The 15488-nt window shown below is 63.1% G+C and carries 13 protein-coding genes; 9 read left to right on the top strand and 4 right to left on the bottom strand.

Translation table 11 applies throughout. The annotated features are described in order from the left end of the window. The first annotated feature begins 115 nt into the window (after nucleotides 1–115). From ABIE20_RS24570 to ABIE20_RS24560, 3 genes are all read left to right on the top strand, one after another. The gene (locus ABIE20_RS24570; protein WP_429507952.1) at nucleotides 116–1456 is read left to right on the top strand and encodes an MATE family efflux transporter; all 1341 of its coding nucleotides are present in this window, start codon (nucleotides 116–118) and stop codon (nucleotides 1454–1456) included. A 150-nt stretch (nucleotides 1457–1606) separates the two neighbouring features. Then, nucleotides 1607–1993 carry a polymorphic toxin type 44 domain-containing protein gene (locus ABIE20_RS24565; RefSeq protein WP_401288316.1) on the top strand — a complete coding sequence of 129 codons (387 nt, stop codon included), beginning with the start codon at nucleotides 1607–1609 and terminating at the stop codon, nucleotides 1991–1993. Next, nucleotides 1971–2405, top strand: coding sequence for a hypothetical protein (locus tag ABIE20_RS24560; RefSeq protein ID WP_429507951.1), 435 nt, complete (start codon nucleotides 1971–1973; stop codon nucleotides 2403–2405). The genes ABIE20_RS24565 and ABIE20_RS24560 overlap by 23 nt, the downstream gene beginning before the upstream one ends. Before the next feature lie 169 nt (nucleotides 2406–2574). Here the strand turns inward: ABIE20_RS24560 and speA are convergent, their stop codons facing one another. The 4 genes from speA to ABIE20_RS24540 form a co-directional block, all read right to left on the bottom strand. Further along, the gene (gene speA, locus ABIE20_RS24555; RefSeq protein WP_045197019.1) at nucleotides 2575–4488 is read right to left on the bottom strand and encodes an arginine decarboxylase; all 1914 of its coding nucleotides are present in this window, start codon (nucleotides 4486–4488) and stop codon (nucleotides 2575–2577) included. A 153-nt stretch (nucleotides 4489–4641) separates the two neighbouring features. Next, a complete protein-coding gene (locus ABIE20_RS24550; RefSeq protein ID WP_010221702.1) occupies nucleotides 4642–5013 on the bottom strand; it encodes a translation initiation factor Sui1 in 372 nt (123 codons plus the stop codon). A gap of 194 nt (nucleotides 5014–5207) precedes the next feature. Next, the gene (locus ABIE20_RS24545; protein WP_429507949.1) at nucleotides 5208–5744 is read right to left on the bottom strand and encodes an NUDIX hydrolase; all 537 of its coding nucleotides are present in this window, start codon (nucleotides 5742–5744) and stop codon (nucleotides 5208–5210) included. A 3-nt stretch (nucleotides 5745–5747) separates the two neighbouring features. Further along, the gene (locus ABIE20_RS24540) at nucleotides 5748–6821 is read right to left on the bottom strand and encodes a DUF2333 family protein (RefSeq protein ID WP_429507948.1); all 1074 of its coding nucleotides are present in this window, start codon (nucleotides 6819–6821) and stop codon (nucleotides 5748–5750) included. A gap of 283 nt (nucleotides 6822–7104) precedes the next feature. Between ABIE20_RS24540 and ABIE20_RS24535 the strand changes: the two genes are divergently transcribed. The 6 genes from ABIE20_RS24535 (at nucleotide 7105) to accC (ending at nucleotide 15300) form a co-directional block, all read left to right on the top strand. Then, nucleotides 7105–8721, top strand: a complete 1617-nt coding sequence (locus tag ABIE20_RS24535; RefSeq protein ID WP_429507946.1) for a diguanylate cyclase — start codon at nucleotides 7105–7107, stop codon at nucleotides 8719–8721. Nucleotides 8722–8829: 108 nt separating this feature from the next. After that, a complete protein-coding gene (locus ABIE20_RS24530; protein ID WP_429507944.1) occupies nucleotides 8830–10791 on the top strand; it encodes a methyl-accepting chemotaxis protein in 1962 nt (653 codons plus the stop codon). Nucleotides 10792–10955: 164 nt separating this feature from the next. Then, nucleotides 10956–12746 carry a protein-disulfide reductase DsbD gene (locus tag ABIE20_RS24525; protein ID WP_429507943.1) on the top strand — a complete coding sequence of 597 codons (1791 nt, stop codon included), beginning with the start codon at nucleotides 10956–10958 and terminating at the stop codon, nucleotides 12744–12746. 171 nt (nucleotides 12747–12917) lie between these two features. Beyond that, complete coding sequence (gene aroQ, locus ABIE20_RS24520; RefSeq protein WP_028945755.1) at nucleotides 12918–13370, top strand: type II 3-dehydroquinate dehydratase; 453 nt, start codon at nucleotides 12918–12920, stop codon at nucleotides 13368–13370. 98 nt (nucleotides 13371–13468) lie between these two features. Continuing rightward, a complete protein-coding gene (gene accB, locus ABIE20_RS24515) occupies nucleotides 13469–13927 on the top strand; it encodes an acetyl-CoA carboxylase biotin carboxyl carrier protein (RefSeq protein WP_123565011.1) in 459 nt (152 codons plus the stop codon). 17 nt (nucleotides 13928–13944) lie between these two features. Then, nucleotides 13945–15300 (top strand): acetyl-CoA carboxylase biotin carboxylase subunit, encoded by a 1356-nt coding sequence (gene accC / locus ABIE20_RS24510; protein WP_123565010.1) that lies wholly within the window; start codon nucleotides 13945–13947, stop codon nucleotides 15298–15300. Nucleotides 15301–15488: the final 188 nt, after the last annotated feature.

Here is a 15488-nt window from a genome sequence, read left to right as displayed (position 1 = left end):
GGGGTGCACTATATATCAACCGCGCCGCAACGGTGATGCGGCGAGCGGATGTGAGACCGCCTTCGCACGATTTGGTGCCCGCAGCGGCTACAATGCCGGCTTGCCAGGAGCTTTCATGTCCCGTTTGCTGACCGACTGGCGCGACCGCCCGACCCATATCAAGGTCTGGGCGCTGGCCGCGCCGATGATACTTTCGAATATCTCCGTACCGCTGGTGGCCCTGGTCGACAGCGCCGTGATCGGCCACCTGCCCCACGCCCATCAGCTCGGCGCGGTGGCGGTGGGCGCCAGCCTGTACACCTTCCTGGCCTGGGTCATGGGCTTTCTGCGCATGGGCTCGACCGGTTTCGCCGCCCAGGCGGCGGGCCGTGCCGACGGCGCAGCACTGCGCCAGGTGTTGCTCCAGGGCCTGTTGCTGGCGCTGTTTTTCGCCCTGCTGCTGGGTGTGCTGGCCCTGCCGTTCAGCCACCTGGCGCTGCAACTTATGCAGCCCTCGGCGGCGCTGGAGCAATCGACCCACGACTTCTTCCAAACCCGCCTGCTCGGGCTGCCGGCAGCGCTGGCCAGCTTCGCCCTGGTTGGCTGGTTCCTCGGCACCCAGAACGCCAAGGCGCCGCTGGCAATCCTGCTGACCACCAACCTGCTCAACATCGCCCTCAACCTGTGGTTCGTGCTCGGCCTGGACTGGGGCGTGATCGGCTCGGCGCGGGCCTCGGTGATTGCCGAATGGAGCGCCGCCCTGCTCGGCCTGGCCCTGACCCGCCCGGCCCTGCGCGCCTACCCCGGACAGATCGCCTGGGCTCTGCTGGCGCGCTGGCAGAGCTGGCGGCCGTTGCTGAGCGTCAACCGCGACATCTTCATCCGCAGCCTGGCGCTGCAAGCGGTGTTCTTCCTGATCACCGTGCAAGGCGCACGCCTGGGTGAGGCAACTGTGGCGGCCAATGCCTTGCTGCTCAACGGCCTGCTGCTCACCGCCTACGCCCTCGACGGCCTGGCCCATGCGGTCGAAGCGCTGTGCGGGCACGCCATCGGCGCCGGCGATCGCCAGGCATTAAGGCGCTCGCTGACCGTCGCCTGCGGCTGGTCGCTGCTGGCCAGCAGCGGCTTTGCCGTACTGTTTTTGCTCGGTGGGCATCTGTTCATCAATATGCAGACCGACATCGCCAACGTGCGCGAAACCGCCTACCAGTACTTGCCGTACCTGGCCTTGCTGCCGTTGATCGCGGTGTGGAGCTATCTGCTCGATGGCTTGTTCATCGGCGCCACGCGGGCACGGGAGATGCGCAACGGCATGCTGCTCAGCGTGCTCATCGCCCTGCCGGTCGCCTATGTCGCCCGCGATCTGGGCAACCACGGCTTGTGGCTGGGGTTTCTGCTGTTCATGGCCTTGCGCGGGGTAACGCTGGGGGTGATGGGCTGGCGATTGCAGCGGCGGGATGGGTGGTTTGTGCGCTAAATGATGGCGCGGATTTACATCAGCGCCCTCAGTGGCGTGCGAAGAAATGTCACAACTTGGGTTTGACCGGCAAAAGTCCAATTCCTGACACTGGGTGACCCATGGAGGGGCAATCAGTTGTATCAGTCTAACTTTTGCAGGAAGCTCTTTATGTATCCTCCTCCGGCACCTGGTGGCGCGTCCATATATTCAAATATGCAAACGGCCAGCCTCGAGCGAAATTTCTTCAAGAATGGCGGCACTGGTTTTCTTTTTTCCTGGTTCTATTCGAAGGTCAGAAATCGAGGCGAGTGGGACTACAAACAGCATGGTCGCCAATACGAAGCTTTCGGCAACTTCAACTACGGCGCATGTGGAACTGCGGCAGGGATCTCACCTAACGTCTTGTTGAGAGCTGCCGGTTGGGCGCAAAGCCGAGCGGGCACCAGTGACTCAGGCTTTGGAAAGTGGTGGGGAGACGTCCCATTTGGCGACGACCCTCAAGATCAGGAATGGATCAAGGCCGGCATTGAATATGCGAAATCTTTCGGCTACTAAATGGCTGGTGGGCATTCTCACTGTTATCGCGGTACTGCAATTCGCCTGGATATTCATGAGCGGTGCGCCTCAGCCACATCTGAGTGCGGTGGTGAATACCCTACCCGTTGGAACACACAGTGCGGTCTATGAAGTACTAAGTGATAGCGGCGGCGCCACCGTTGGCCACACCTACCTTTATTACGTTGCAGAACGACAACCCGACGACAAAGCAGTGCTCAACAACCTGCAAGATCAGACGCCGTTTCTCGTCTCCCGCCAATCGGGGGCGATTGTCGCTGTAGACGGGCGGCGGATCAGGGCACGGACACAATCGACGGTGTACCGATTCTCCAGCATCGCCATTCTCAGGGAGAACGATCAGGCTATTCCGTTGATCATCGAGCTGACAGCCACAAGTCCTGAGGACTAAAGATGTGAGGCATGAGCTGGCTGGAAGTAGTTGAAAGCATCGCGGGTCAAGTCGGATCGCCGCACCGCCGCTCCCACAGATTCAGCATCATGCCGCCCCTGTGGGAGCCGGCCTTGCCGGCGATAGGGTCGACGCGCAGCCAGTGACTGCACGCGACCCGCACCCCTGATCAGCTCGACAGGTACGAGGAGCGGGTCAGGCCCAGACGCAGGGCGTCGAGGAACTGGGTCTTCTCACGGGCAGTGATCTTGGCGCTGGCGCACTTGTCACGGTAATGAGTCATCAACTCCTCCGGCGACAGGTGCACGTAGCGCAGCATGTCTTCGATGGTGTCGTGGGTCTCGATACCGGCGTGGTACACGCTGCCGTTCGGGTTCTGGTAGATGTTCACCGAGTCGGTGTCACCGAACAGGTTGTGCATGTCACCGAGAATTTCCTGGTAGGCACCGACCAGGAAGATACCCAGCAGGTAGTCTTCACCCTCGTTGATCGCGTGTACCGGCAGGCTGGTCTCGATGCTCTGCTCGTCGACGTACTGGTTGATCTTGCCGTCCGAGTCGCAGGTCAGGTCCTGCAGCACGGCGCGGCGCAGCGGCTCTTCGTCGAGGCGATGCAGCGGCAGGATCGGCAAGACCTGGCCGATGGCCCAGGTGTCCGGCAGGCTCTGGAACACCGAGAAGTTGCAGATGTACTTGTCGGCCAGCTTGTCATTGAGCTCGTCGAGCACCTGGCGGTGCGAGCGCTGACGGGCCTTGAGCGAGTTATGCAGGCGCCGGCACACAGCAAAGTAGCACTGCTCGGCCAGGGCTTTCTCGGCCAGGGTGATCTTGCCGTCGGCGTACTGGGCAGCAACGTCGCTCATGTAGTGAGTGGCGCGCCAGTAGGTCTCGGTGACCATCTCGATATCGGTCGGGCCGAGCAGGTCGGCCAGCCACTGCACGGTCTCGGGCAGGCTTTCCTTGTTCTCGATCAGCGGCACTTCGTCGTTGTGTTTCTCGACGTCAGTCACCTGCACCACCAGCACGGCGTGGTGCGCGGTCAGCGAGCGGCCGCTTTCCGAGAAGATGTGCGGATGCGGCAGGCCCTGGGCATCGCAGAACTCCTTGAGCATGCCGACCACGACACCGGCGTAGTCATCCATGTCGTAGTTGATCGAGCTGGCGTTGCGCGAGTGGGTACCGTCGTAGTCCACGCCCAGGCCGCCGCCGACGTCGATGTGATCGACCGGTAGGCCCAGCGCACGCAGCTCGCCGTAGTAACGGATGGCTTCCTTGAACCCGTGCTGGTAGTCGGCCAGGTTGGCGATCTGCGAGCCCATGTGAAAGTGCAGCAGGCGAATGCCCTGATCCAGGCCGGCATCGCGAAAACGCTGCACCACCGAGATCAGTTGCGCCGCCGAAAGACCGAACTTGGACTTCTCGCCACCGGTATCGGCCCACTTGCTCGAGGCCAGCGACGACAGGCGTACGCGCAGGCCGACCTGCGGCTTGACCTTGAGCTCGGCGGCTTCTTCGATCACCAGAGCCACTTCCGACTCTTTCTCGATGACGATGAACACGTTGTGGCCGAGCTTCTGGCCCATCAGCGCCAGGCGGATGAACTCGCGGTCCTTGTAACCGTTGCAGACGATAGTGCCGCCCTTCGGTGCCAGCGCCAGCACGGCCAGCAGCTCGGGCTTGGAGCCGGCTTCCAGGCCAATGGAGACGTTCTGGGTGGCGATGATGTTTTCCACCACCGCTTCTTGCTGGTTGACCTTGATCGGGTACAGCGCGGTGTACTGGCTCTGGTACTCCAGGCGCGCGATGTTGGCGTCAAAAGCGCCGGTCAGCTGGCGCACGCGGTCCTGGAGGATGTCCGGAAAACGTACCAGCAACGGCAGCGACAGGCCGCTCTTGCGCAGCTCGTCGACCTGTTCGAACAGGTCGATCGGCGCACTGCCTGGCCCGTTCGGGCGGACTTCGACGCGCCCGGCCTCGTTGATTGCGAAGTAGCCGGCCCCCCAATGGCGAATGCCGTAAACACTGCGGCTGTCCGCAACTGTCCATTGGCTGCCATCGTCTTTGCGTGTGCGTCGTACGGACATTGAAGTCCCCTATATAGAAAGTCGAAAAACACCGGCCTGCATGGGGCGGGCGCAGTGTAAAACCTGAAAGTGACGATTATCCGTGTTCAGGGATAGACCCTTCCTACGGGAACGAGTTTAGAAAGCGAATTGCAAAAAATCGCGATGCAGTCTTCAGCCGCCGGACTTTTTCGCTTTGAAGCCCTGTTTGATCAGCTCGGCCAGTAACAGCTCGACATGATCGCCCTGGATTTCGATGACCCCGTCTTTCAACGCGCCGCCGGTTCCGCAGCGGCGCTTGAGCGTGCTGGCCAGATCCTTGAGCTGTTCCAGGGGCAGCGGCACGCCGCTGATGGTCGTCACCGTCTTGCCGCCACGGCCCTTGCTTTCGCGACGCACGCGAGCAATGCCATCGCCTTCGGGGATGAGCGTCTGTTTGCAGATGCAGGCATCTATGGGTTTGCTGCAGTCCGGGCAATGCCGGCCTGCATCAGTGGAGAACACCAGGCCACCGAGGGCGGCGAATGATGCGGCTTTCTTGGCCACTTTTGATCCTCTACGGTGAGGATAAAAACTGGTCGACGCCCCTGGCGGGGTACCGACCGCGAAGCCCCACTCTGGCAGGGGCAGCGCAACTGCCGCAAGAAGCATGCGGCAGCCTTTAAAGGCCGCGCAGTGTAACGATAAATGTCGCGAATGCTAAGTACAAAACTGCGCCATTTTGCATGTGTTTAGCGACGTCAGGCCCGACGGCCGAGGTAGCGCTGCAAGGCAGCCAGCGAATCGGGGCAATACGGCTGTTGCCGGCTGTCGGCCAGGGCCTGCTCGACGGCGATGAAGTGCGCCTCGCTGACCTCTTCGGGCTGCAGGCGCAAAGGCCCGTCCCAGACCGCCGAGAACACCGCGCACCAGAGCCGGTTGCCGGTCTGGTCGAAGAAAAAACACTCATGGGCGGTGAGCTCGACGCCACTTACCCCGAGCTCTTCTTCCAGCTCGCGGGCTGCCGATTCGGCAAAGCTCTCACCGGCCTGGACCATGCCACCGGCAGCGACATCCCAGTAACCGGGGTAGATTGCCTTGCTCTCGGTGCGCCGGTGCACACACAACTCGCCGGCGGAGTTGAACAGCAGGATGTAGGTACCGCGGCCGATCAGCCCGCGATCGCGTAGTTCGGCACGGGGCAAGGCGCCGAGCAGGCGGTCGTCTTCGTCGACCCAGGCAATCAGTTCGAGGTCGGAGGCCGCGCGGTGCGCCGCCTCCTGCTTGGAGATCGACACGGATCAGCCCTGGGTCAGCAGTTGACGCAGGTCGATCACTGCCGCGTTGGCCCGCGAGATGTAGTTGGCCATGACCAGCGAGTGGTTGGCCCACATGCCAAAGCCGCTGCCATTGAGCACCATCGGGCTCCACAGCGGCTCCTGCGAGGCTTCCAGCTCACGGATGATCTGGCGCACGCTGACCGTGGCGTTCTTCTTCGCCAGCACATCGGCGAAGTCGACCTCGATGGCGCGCAGCAGGTGCGACAGTGCCCAGGCCTGACCGCGGGCTTCGTAGAACACGTTGTCGATCTGCAGCCATGGGGTCTCGACCACTTCCTCGTCAACCTGCGGGACCTGGCCCGGCACCACCGACTCGGTCTTCAGGGTGCTGTTGAGCTTGACCCGGCCGACACTTGCCGACAGGCGCTGCGACAGCGAACCCAGGCGGGTGGCGACATCACCCAGCCAGTTGTTGAGGTTGTCGGCGCGGGTGTAGAACAGCGCGCCCTGCTGATCCGGCGAGGCCAGGCGGTTCTGGTAGCGGGTCAGCGAGTTGATGCCTTCCTGGAACTCCGATTCGCTCGACGGCAGGATCCAGCTCTTGTTGTCGAAGTTGAAGCGCGGCTCGGCCTTGGCAAGGTCAGCGTCCTCGGTGGACTGCGACTGCGAGCGGGCGAAGTCCTTGCGCAGGGCGCGGCTCAGGTCACGCACCTGGACCAGCACGCCGTATTCCCAGCTGGGCATGTTGTCCATCCACAGGCCTGGCGGGAAGCGGTCGTTGGAAATGTAGCCGCCGGGCTTGTTCAGCAGGGTGCCGGCAACGGTCTTGAGGGTTTCGATGGTGGTGTAGCCGACGACCATTTGCTTGCCGGTTTTTTCGGCGGCCGCCTGGGCGTTTTGCTGCACCGGGAACAGGTCGGGCTCATCGCTCCAGTACCAGCCCAGGCCCACGCATACCAGCAGGTACAGGCCGATCAGCGAGCCCAGGGCGCGGCTGAAGAACAACCCGCCAAAATAGCTGCGGGTGGCGGCGGTGCGCGGTTCGACCCGCTCACGCGCCTCGGCTTTGCCTGTACGGTTTTTCCAGTCCAGCATGGCGTTGTCCTTTCAGTCACGTCGGTTCAAGGGGTTCGACCGCAACCCCCGGGCTTCGTGCCAGCGCAATGGGCTTTTTATGCCGCGCGCCACCTGCCGGGGTCGGCAAGTATCGCTGCACTATAAATCAAGCACGGCGCTTCGCATAAGCGACTATTGGGTCAGCAAATGAATAAACGGACTTGTACAGTTAATTGATACAAGGCACTCGATTGCCGGGAAAGTGGTGCTAGCATAGAGCCATCACTCGAACTCAGCCTCACCCCTTACAAGTAGTCAGGACATGACCGAGCCAGAAGACCCCAGTCGTGAGCGCCTCAAGCAACACTTTGCCCAGCGGGTCATTCATCAGGCCCGGCAAATCCTCGAGATCTGGCAGCGCCTGCAGCGCAGCGAGTGGTCCACCGGCGACCTGGGTGAGCTGTGCGAAGCCAACCTGCGCCTGCAACGCTACGCCGAGCGCTTCGAGCAGCCCGAGCACAGCCAGCTGGCCGAGGCCATCGGCCATGCCCTGGAGGCGGTCGAGGCCAACAGCGCTCGCCTGAGCAGCCAGCTGATCAGCGACCTCAACCGGCTGATGCAACGTCTGTCGCGCACCGGCCTGCGCCAGGGCGACCAGCTTGAGCAAGTGCCGCTGCCGCCGTTGCGCAAGCCGGTATACATCATGCTCCAGGACCACGACCGCGCGGAACGCCTGGCCCAGCAACTGGAATTCTTCGGCCTCGGTGTACAGGCCTTGTACAGCGCCGCCGCGTTCCAGGCGACCATGAGCGAACGCCTGCCCTCGGCAATCGTCATGGACGTCGACTTCACCGGCCCCGGTGTCGGCCTGCAACTGGCCGCCCAGGCCCAGCAGGGCCTGGAGCAGCGGGTGCCGTTGCTGTTCTTCAGCCTGCACGAAACCGACACGCCGACGCGCCTGGCCGCGGTCCGCGCCGGCGGCCAGGAGTTTCTTACCGGCACCCTGGAAGCCTCAAGCCTGCTGGAAAAGGTCGAGTTGCTGACCAGCGTCACCCAGTACGAACCCTTCAAGGTGCTGATCATCGACGACTCGCGGGCCCAGGCCCTGCACACCGAACGCCTGCTCAACAGCGCCGGGATCGTCACCCGCACCCTGATCGACCCGATCCAGACCATGGCCGAGCTTGCCGACTTCCAGCCCGACCTGATCATCCTCGACATGTACATGCCGGCCTGCACCGGCACGGAGCTGGCCAAGGTCATCCGCCACAACGACCGTTATGTCAGCGTGCCGATCATCTACCTGTCGGCCGAAGACGACCTGGATAAACAGCTCGATGCCATGAGCGAGGGTGGTGATGATTTTTTGACCAAGCCGATCCGCTCCCGGCACCTGATCACCACCGTGCGCAACCGCGCGGCCCGCGCGCGCAACCTCAAGGCGCGGATGGTGCGTGACAGCCTCACCGGGCTGTACAACCACACCCACATCCTGCAACTGCTGGAAGACTGCAGCTTCCGTGCACGCCGCGAACAGCAGCCGCTGAGTTTCGCCATGCTCGATATCGATCACTTCAAGAAGGTCAACGACAGCCACGGCCACCCCATGGGCGACCGGGTGATCAAGAGCCTGGCGCTGTTCCTTAAACAACGCCTGCGCAAAACCGACTTCATCGGCCGCTACGGCGGTGAGGAGTTCGCCATCGTCATGCCCAACACCGACCTGGGTTCGGCGCACAAGGTGCTCGACGAGATCCGCCGGCGCTTTGCCGAGATCCACTACCCGGCCCAGCCGCGTGACCTGTCTTGCACCTTCAGCGCAGGCGTTGTGCAACTGAGCGAAGGCCTGGATGCCCTGAGCATGGCCACCGCCGCCGACGAGGCGCTTTACCGGGCCAAGGGTGCCGGGCGCAACTGCGTGCAACGGGTCGAAGCATAAAGGCAAAGTGCCAGTTTTTTTCACCGAACCGCCCGCTTCGTCATAACCCGGTCATAAAAACGCAATAACTTCAGGCGCTTACCATTCGGCCGTTGGTAGACACCGGACATGCGCCTGAAGCTGCTCACCAATTTCAATACCCTGTTGCTGGTTACCGTGTGCATCGCCCTGGGCGCGACCCTGTGGTGGTCGCAGCGCGCCCTGGAGCGCCCCTATTTATTAATGGAGCGCTACCTGTCGCTGTCGCAGCAATTCCAGAACCAGGCGGCGCGCAATATCCAGGACTACCTGAGCAGTGGCGACGCCCTGCGCCATGCCACGGCATTGCAAGCCACCGCCGCCCTGCAGGGCGAGCTGGTGCAACTGCCGGCAGAGCTTGCCGCGCGCCTGCGCCCGAGCCTGGACAACCTGCAGCGCTTTACCGCCAACGAGTTACTGGGCGCCGGCAAGCTGGCCGGCGACCCGCAGGCCCTGTTGCTGCAGGCCGAACGCGAACTGAGCGCCAGCCTCGAGCAATTGGCCAACTATGCCCAGAGCAGCACCAGCAGCGATGCCGGGCGCTATTCGCCGCTGCTGTTCAACGCCTCCCTGCACCTGTCGCGACTGTCCCTGGCGCGGGACAAACTGGTCAGCAGCGGCCGTAGCGAACTTGCCGAGGAGGTCGAGCGGGAACTGGCGCAGATCGCCGCCCAGGCGCAGTTGCTCGACCAGTTGCCGCTGCTGGGAGTCACCGCCAGCAGCGCTTCGAGCGCCGATGATTTTGCCGCCCTGATGGGCCTGGAAACCCAGGCCAGCACAGCCGCCGAAGACACCGGCGTGGCGCTCAAGCGCGAGTTCAACAGCCTGATCAAGCGCTACCCGGGCGAGTTGCAGCGCACCCGCGAGCAGATCCAGCAACGCAGCGCGCTGGCCAGCAGTACCTTCGAACGCATCGCCGCCGTGCAGCAGGCCATCGCCGAGCTCGAGCCCAGTGTGCGCAGCCAGCATGCAACCATCCAGGGCGAAGTACGGGTGATCCAGGGCCTGATGATCGGCCTGATCCTGCTGATTGCCCTGCTCATCGACACCCTGCAGCGGCGCCTGGCGCGAGTGCTGACCAACCTTGCGCCGGCACTCTCGCGCTGGGCCGAGGGCGACTTCAGCCAGGCCATTGCCCTGGGCCGCAGTAACCGTGAGATGCATGACATCCAGGACTCACTCAACCGCCTGCGCGTCTACCTGGTCGAGCTGGTCGGCACCCTCCGCCACAACGCCGAGCAGGTCGCTGGCAGCAGCCACGCCCTGGCCGGCATGAGCAGCGCCCTGCACGATGGCGCCGAACGCCAGGCCGGCGACACTGCGCAAATCCGCGATGCCCTCGGCGAGCTGGAAGCGACCATCCTCCAGGTCGCCGGCGATGCCAGCCAGGCGGCCGACGCCAGCCACGACGCCGGGCGTGCGGTCGAGCAAGGCCAGGCGGTGATCGGCCAGAGCCTGACCGGGCTGCGGGCATTGGTCGACGAGGTGCAGGGCAACGCGCAGATGATCGAACAGCTGGCCGAAGAATCGGCGACCATCGGCGGCGTGCTGACGGTGATCCGCTCGATCGCCGAACAGACCAACCTGCTGGCCCTGAACGCCGCGATCGAGGCGGCGCGGGCCGGGGAAATGGGCCGCGGCTTTGCCGTAGTCGCCGAAGAGGTGCGCTCCCTGGCGCAGCGCACAACCGGCGCTACCGGTGAAATCCAGACCTTGATCGGCCGCCTGCAGCAGGCTGCCCGGGAATCGGTTGAAGGCATGCGCGCCCAGCTCGAACATGCACAGATCACCGCCGACCAGGCTCAGGCGGCGGATGGTGCGCTGGATGAGATTGTTGCGGCAATCCAGACCATCTCGGCCACGGCGGTACGGATTGCCGATGTCACCGCCCAGCAAAGTGGCGCGGTGAGCGAGATTCGCGACCACAGCGAACGGATTCACGGCTTGGGTGAAGACAACTTGCAACGTATTGGTGAAGGGCGTGAGCAAGGGGAGCAGTTGCTTCGCCTTGGTGGAGAGTTGAATACGGCGGTGCGGGCGTTTCGACTCTGATCCGAGACAGTGGCGTCACCATCGCCGGCAAGGCCGGCTCCCACAGGGGATGTGTGTACTCCGAACCTGTGGGAGCTGGCCTTGCCAGCGATGCAGGCGCCGCGCAACTGCACGTAGCGGCTCAGTCCGTTATCATGCAGGCACTTTTGTACTGCGAGACCGCCATGCGCCGCCTGCTTTGCCTCCTGTTTCTGCTCCTGGCCTTGCCCGCCGTCGGCGCCGGCCTGCTCGACAATCGCCCCAGCGCCACCCTGGGCGTCGCGTCGCTGAACAACAGCAGCGACTTTTTGCCGGTGCACGAAGCCTTCAAGCTGAGCCTGGTTCAGGATGAGGGGCAAACCCTGAAGCTGCGCTTCGTCGCCGCCGACGGTTACTACCTGTACCGCCACCGCTTCCAGTTCCACAGCGAACCTGCCGACATTGCCCTGGGCACGGCGCAGATCCCCCCAGGTGAAGCCAAGCACGACGAGTTCTTCGGCGACGTCGAGGTCTATCACGGCATCCTCGACATCGAAATTCCCCGCCCGGCCAACGAACAACGCCCCTTCACCCTGCTGGTGGGCTACCAGGGCTGCGCCGACAAGGGCTTGTGCTACCCGCCGGAAACCGCGCGCCTTAGCATCGATGGCGTCGCCAGTAGTGCGCCGCCAGCTACCGCTACGGTCGCCAAGGCCGGCTGGGACTGGCAAAGCCTGCTGCTGTTCTTCCTCGCCGGTGTCGGCCTGACCTTCACCCCCTGTGTCTTGCCGATGCTGCCCATCCTCTCCGGCGTGGTGTTGCGCGGCCAGGTTGGCGGCGTGCGCGGCTTTGCCCTGTCGCTGGCCTATGTGCTGCCGATGGCTGCCTGCTTTGCCCTGCTCGGCGCGCTGATGGGCTTGTTCGGTGCCGGCCTCAACCTGCAGGCACGCCTGCAGTCGGCCTGGGTGTTGGTGCCGTTTGCGCTGTTCTTCGTGCTGTTTGCCCTGGCCATGTTCGGCCTGTTCGAGCTCAAGCTGCCCCATGCCATCAGCAGCCGCCTGGAACGCCTGGTCGGCCAGACCAAGGGCGGCTCGCTGATCGGTGCGGCGATCCTCGGGGTGTTCTCCAGCCTGCTGGTATCGCCGTGCGTGTCGGCGCCATTGGCCGGCGCGCTGCTGTACATCAGCGCCAGCGGCGATGCCCTGGGGGGTGCATTGAAGCTGTTCGCCCTGGGCCTGGGCATGGGTGCACCACTGCTGCTGATCGCCACCGGCGGCGCGGCCTGGCTGCCGAAAAGCGGGCCATGGCTGGTGACGGTGAAAAACGCCATCGGCGTGCTGTTGCTGGGCCTGGCTATCGGCCTGCTCAGCCGCGTGCTGCCAGGGCAGGTCACGCTGCTGCTGGTCGGCTTGCTGGCCGCCGGCACCGCGGTGTTCCTTGGCGCCCTGGAGTTCACGGTTAAAACCACAGGTCAGCGCCTGGCGCAGTTGCTCGGCCTGGCCCTGCTGTTCTATGCGTTGACCTGTTGGTACGGCGCCTTGAGCGGGCAAACCGACCCGCTGCGCCCGCTGCCTCAAGCCGGTAACGCCAGCACTGGTGCAAGTGCCCAGGCCAGCAGCGCCAGCGCCTGGCAGACCATCACCACCCCGGCGGCGCTGGACAACGCCCTGGCCGCCGCCAAGGCCGCCGGCCAGCCGGTGCTGCTGGACTGGTACGCCGACTGGTGCATCAGCTGCAAGGTGATCGAACACGAGGTGCTCAATGCGCCCGCAGTGCAACCACAACTGAAGGATTACCAGCTGCTGCGCTTGGACATCACCGAAAGCAATGCCGAACAGCGCGCACTGCTCGACCGCTACCAGCTGTTCGGCCCGCCTGCGCTGTTGTTCTTTGCCGCGAACGGCAGCGAAATCACCGCCGATCGAGTAGTTGGCGAGATAAACGCCGGCGAATTTGCCGAGCATCTGACGCGCATTCGCGCCGATCTGGGTCTATAACTTCTTCGGGTCGCTGAAAAGCCGGTCTCGATGACCGAAATTAATAAATTAGTCACATATTTAGCGTGAATATCGGTCATCGTGCTGGCTATTGCTGGTAACTGGACAGTGCCCGCCGGTTTACGGCATAGTCGCCGCGCAAAGTTTCCTAACGATAAAAAGGAACCACAGATGGCAACGCTACTGGTGCTGCACGGCCCCAACCTGAACCTGCTCGGGACCCGCGAACCAGGCGTCTATGGCGCCGTGACCCTGGCCCAGATCAACCAGGACCTGGAGCAGCGCGCCCGCGCCGCCGGCCATCACCTGCAGTATCTGCAAAGCAATGCCGAGTACGAATTGATCGACCGCATCCACGCTGCGCGCAGCGAAGGCGTGGACTTCATCCTGATCAATCCAGCGGCTTTCACACATACAAGTGTCGCATTACGTGACGCGTTGCTGGCGGTGAGCATCCCATTCATCGAAGTGCATCTGTCCAACGTGCACAAACGCGAACCTTTTCGCCATCACTCCTACTTCTCTGATGTCGCCGTAGGAGTGATTTGCGGCCTGGGTGCCAGCGGTTATCGCCTGGCCCTGGAGTCTGCCCTGGAACACCTGGCTGCTAACGCAAAGCCCTGATGACGAGAACCTGGCCTATGGGCCGGGGCTCACAAGAAACGTTTGCTAACACGTTTTTATATTTACGCCCCTGACCGAACCTTGGGAGTTGATGATTAATGGATATCCGTAAAGTCAAGAAACTGATCGAACTGCTGGAAGAATCTGGCATCGACGAGCTGGAGATCAAGGAAGGCGAGGAATCCGTACGGATCAGCCGCCACAGCAAGACTCCAGCCCAGCAGTACTACGCTCCGGCTCCAGTCGCCGCTCCTGTTGCCGCACCAGCCGCCGCCCCGGCCGCTGCCGCCGCTCCAGCCGAAGCTGCCGCGCCAAAACTGAACGGCACCGTTGCCCGTTCGCCAATGGTCGGCACCTTCTACCGCAAAGCCTCGCCAACCTCGCCAGCCTTCGTTGAAGTCGGCCAGACCGTGAAGAAAGGCGACACCCTGTGCATCGTCGAAGCCATGAAGATGATGAACCACATCGAAGCTGAAACCAGCGGTGTGATCGAATCCATCCTGGTAGAAGACGGTCAGCCGGTTGAGTTCGACCAGCCGCTGTTCACCATCGTTTGAACCGCGGAGAGCCAACGATGTCTGCGAAGCTGGAAAAAGTCCTGATTGCCAACCGCGGGGAAATTGCCCTGCGGATCCTGCGTGCCTGCAAAGAGCTGGGCATCAAGACCGTCGCCGTACACTCCACGGCTGACCGCGAACTGATGCACCTGGGCCTGGCAGACGAATCGGTCTGCATCGGTCCTGCTTCGGCCAGCCAGTCCTACCTGCACATCCCGGCCATCATCGCCGCGGCCGAAGTGACCGGCGCTACCGCCATTCACCCAGGCTACGGTTTCCTCGCGGAAAACGCTGATTTCGCCGAGCAGGTCGAGAACTCCGGTTTTGCCTTCATTGGCCCGAAAGCCGACACCATCCGCCTGATGGGCGACAAGGTTTCGGCCAAGGACGCGATGATCAAGACCGGCGTTCCGACCGTGCCAGGTTCCGACGGCCCGCTGCCGGAAGACGAAGAAGAAGCCCTGCGCATCGGCCGTGAAGTCGGCTACCCGGTGATCATCAAGGCCGCCGGTGGCGGTGGTGGTCGCGGCATGCGCGTGGTGCACAAGGAAGAGGACCTGATCGCCTCGGCCAAGCTGACCCGCACCGAAGCTGGCGCCGCCTTCGGCAACCCGATGGTCTACCTCGAGAAGTTCCTGACCAACCCACGCCACGTGGAAGTCCAGGTCCTGTCCGACGGCCAGGGCAACGCCGTGCACCTGGGTGACCGCGACTGCTCGCTGCAGCGCCGCCACCAGAAAGTACTGGAAGAAGCACCGGCCCCGGGCATCGACGAGAAAGCCCGCCAGGAAGTCTACAAGCGCTGTGTCGATGCCTGCATCGAGATTGGCTACCGTGGCGCCGGCACCTTCGAGTTCCTCTACGAGAACGGTCGTTTCTACTTCATCGAAATGAACACCCGTGTTCAGGTGGAGCACCCGGTTTCGGAGATGGTCACCGGTATCGACATCGTCAAGGAGATGCTCAGCATCGCCGCTGGCAACAAGCTGTCGTTCACCCAGGATGACGTGGTGATTCGTGGTCACTCCCTGGAGTGCCGGATCAACGCCGAAGACCCGAAGAAGTTCATCCCGAGCCCAGGCACGGTCAAGCACTTCCACGCCCCGGGTGGCAACGGCGTTCGCGTCGATTCTCACCTGTACAGCGGTTACGCGGTTCCACCGAACTACGACTCGCTGATCGGCAAGCTGATCACCTACGGCAAAGACCGCGACGAAGCCATGGCGCGCATGCGCAATGCCCTGGACGAGATCGTCGTCGACGGCATCAAGACCAACATCCCGCTGCACCGCGACCTGGTGCGTGATGAAGGTTTCTGCAAAGGCGGCGTCAACATTCACTACCTGGAACACAAACTGGCTAACCAGGAGTGATTCGGTGGTGATGTGAAAAAGACCCCGGTCCTGTGACCGGGGTCTTTTTTTGGGGCTGCTGTGGGAGCGGGGGGGGTCCCCCCCGGGGGGGGTGAGGGCCAAAGCAACCCCGGGGCACGCCCCCCCCCCCCCCCAAAACAAATTTTGCCCACCCCCCCCCGCCCACCCGAGGGCAACCCCCCCCCCCA

The organism is Pseudomonas sp. 2835 (genome assembly GCF_050435905.1).
Taxonomy (GTDB): Bacteria; Pseudomonadota; Gammaproteobacteria; order Pseudomonadales; family Pseudomonadaceae; genus Aquipseudomonas.
The sequence above is the reverse complement of the archived record's forward strand: the minus strand, read 5'-3'. Positions and strand labels throughout refer to the sequence as shown.

What these genes read in the sequence shown, in the direction of transcription:
- ABIE20_RS24570 (WP_429507952.1), top strand. Translation starts at nt 116, where the DNA reads ATGTCCCGTTTGCTGACCGACTGGCGCGACCGCCCGACCCATATCAAG.
- ABIE20_RS24565 (WP_401288316.1), top strand. Translation starts at nt 1,607, where the DNA reads ATGTATCCTCCTCCGGCACCTGGTGGCGCGTCCATATATTCAAATATG.
- ABIE20_RS24560 (WP_429507951.1), top strand. Translation starts at nt 1,971, where the DNA reads ATGCGAAATCTTTCGGCTACTAAATGGCTGGTGGGCATTCTCACTGTT.
- speA (WP_045197019.1), bottom strand. Translation starts at nt 4,488, where the DNA reads ATGTCCGTACGACGCACACGCAAAGACGATGGCAGCCAATGGACAGTT.
- ABIE20_RS24540 (WP_429507948.1), bottom strand. Translation starts at nt 6,821, where the DNA reads ATGCTGGACTGGAAAAACCGTACAGGCAAAGCCGAGGCGCGTGAGCGG.
- ABIE20_RS24535 (WP_429507946.1), top strand. Translation starts at nt 7,105, where the DNA reads ATGACCGAGCCAGAAGACCCCAGTCGTGAGCGCCTCAAGCAACACTTT.
- ABIE20_RS24530 (WP_429507944.1), top strand. Translation starts at nt 8,830, where the DNA reads ATGCGCCTGAAGCTGCTCACCAATTTCAATACCCTGTTGCTGGTTACC.
- ABIE20_RS24525 (WP_429507943.1), top strand. Translation starts at nt 10,956, where the DNA reads ATGCGCCGCCTGCTTTGCCTCCTGTTTCTGCTCCTGGCCTTGCCCGCC.
- aroQ (WP_028945755.1), top strand. Translation starts at nt 12,918, where the DNA reads ATGGCAACGCTACTGGTGCTGCACGGCCCCAACCTGAACCTGCTCGGG.
- accB (WP_123565011.1), top strand. Translation starts at nt 13,469, where the DNA reads ATGGATATCCGTAAAGTCAAGAAACTGATCGAACTGCTGGAAGAATCT.
- accC (WP_123565010.1), top strand. Translation starts at nt 13,945, where the DNA reads ATGTCTGCGAAGCTGGAAAAAGTCCTGATTGCCAACCGCGGGGAAATT.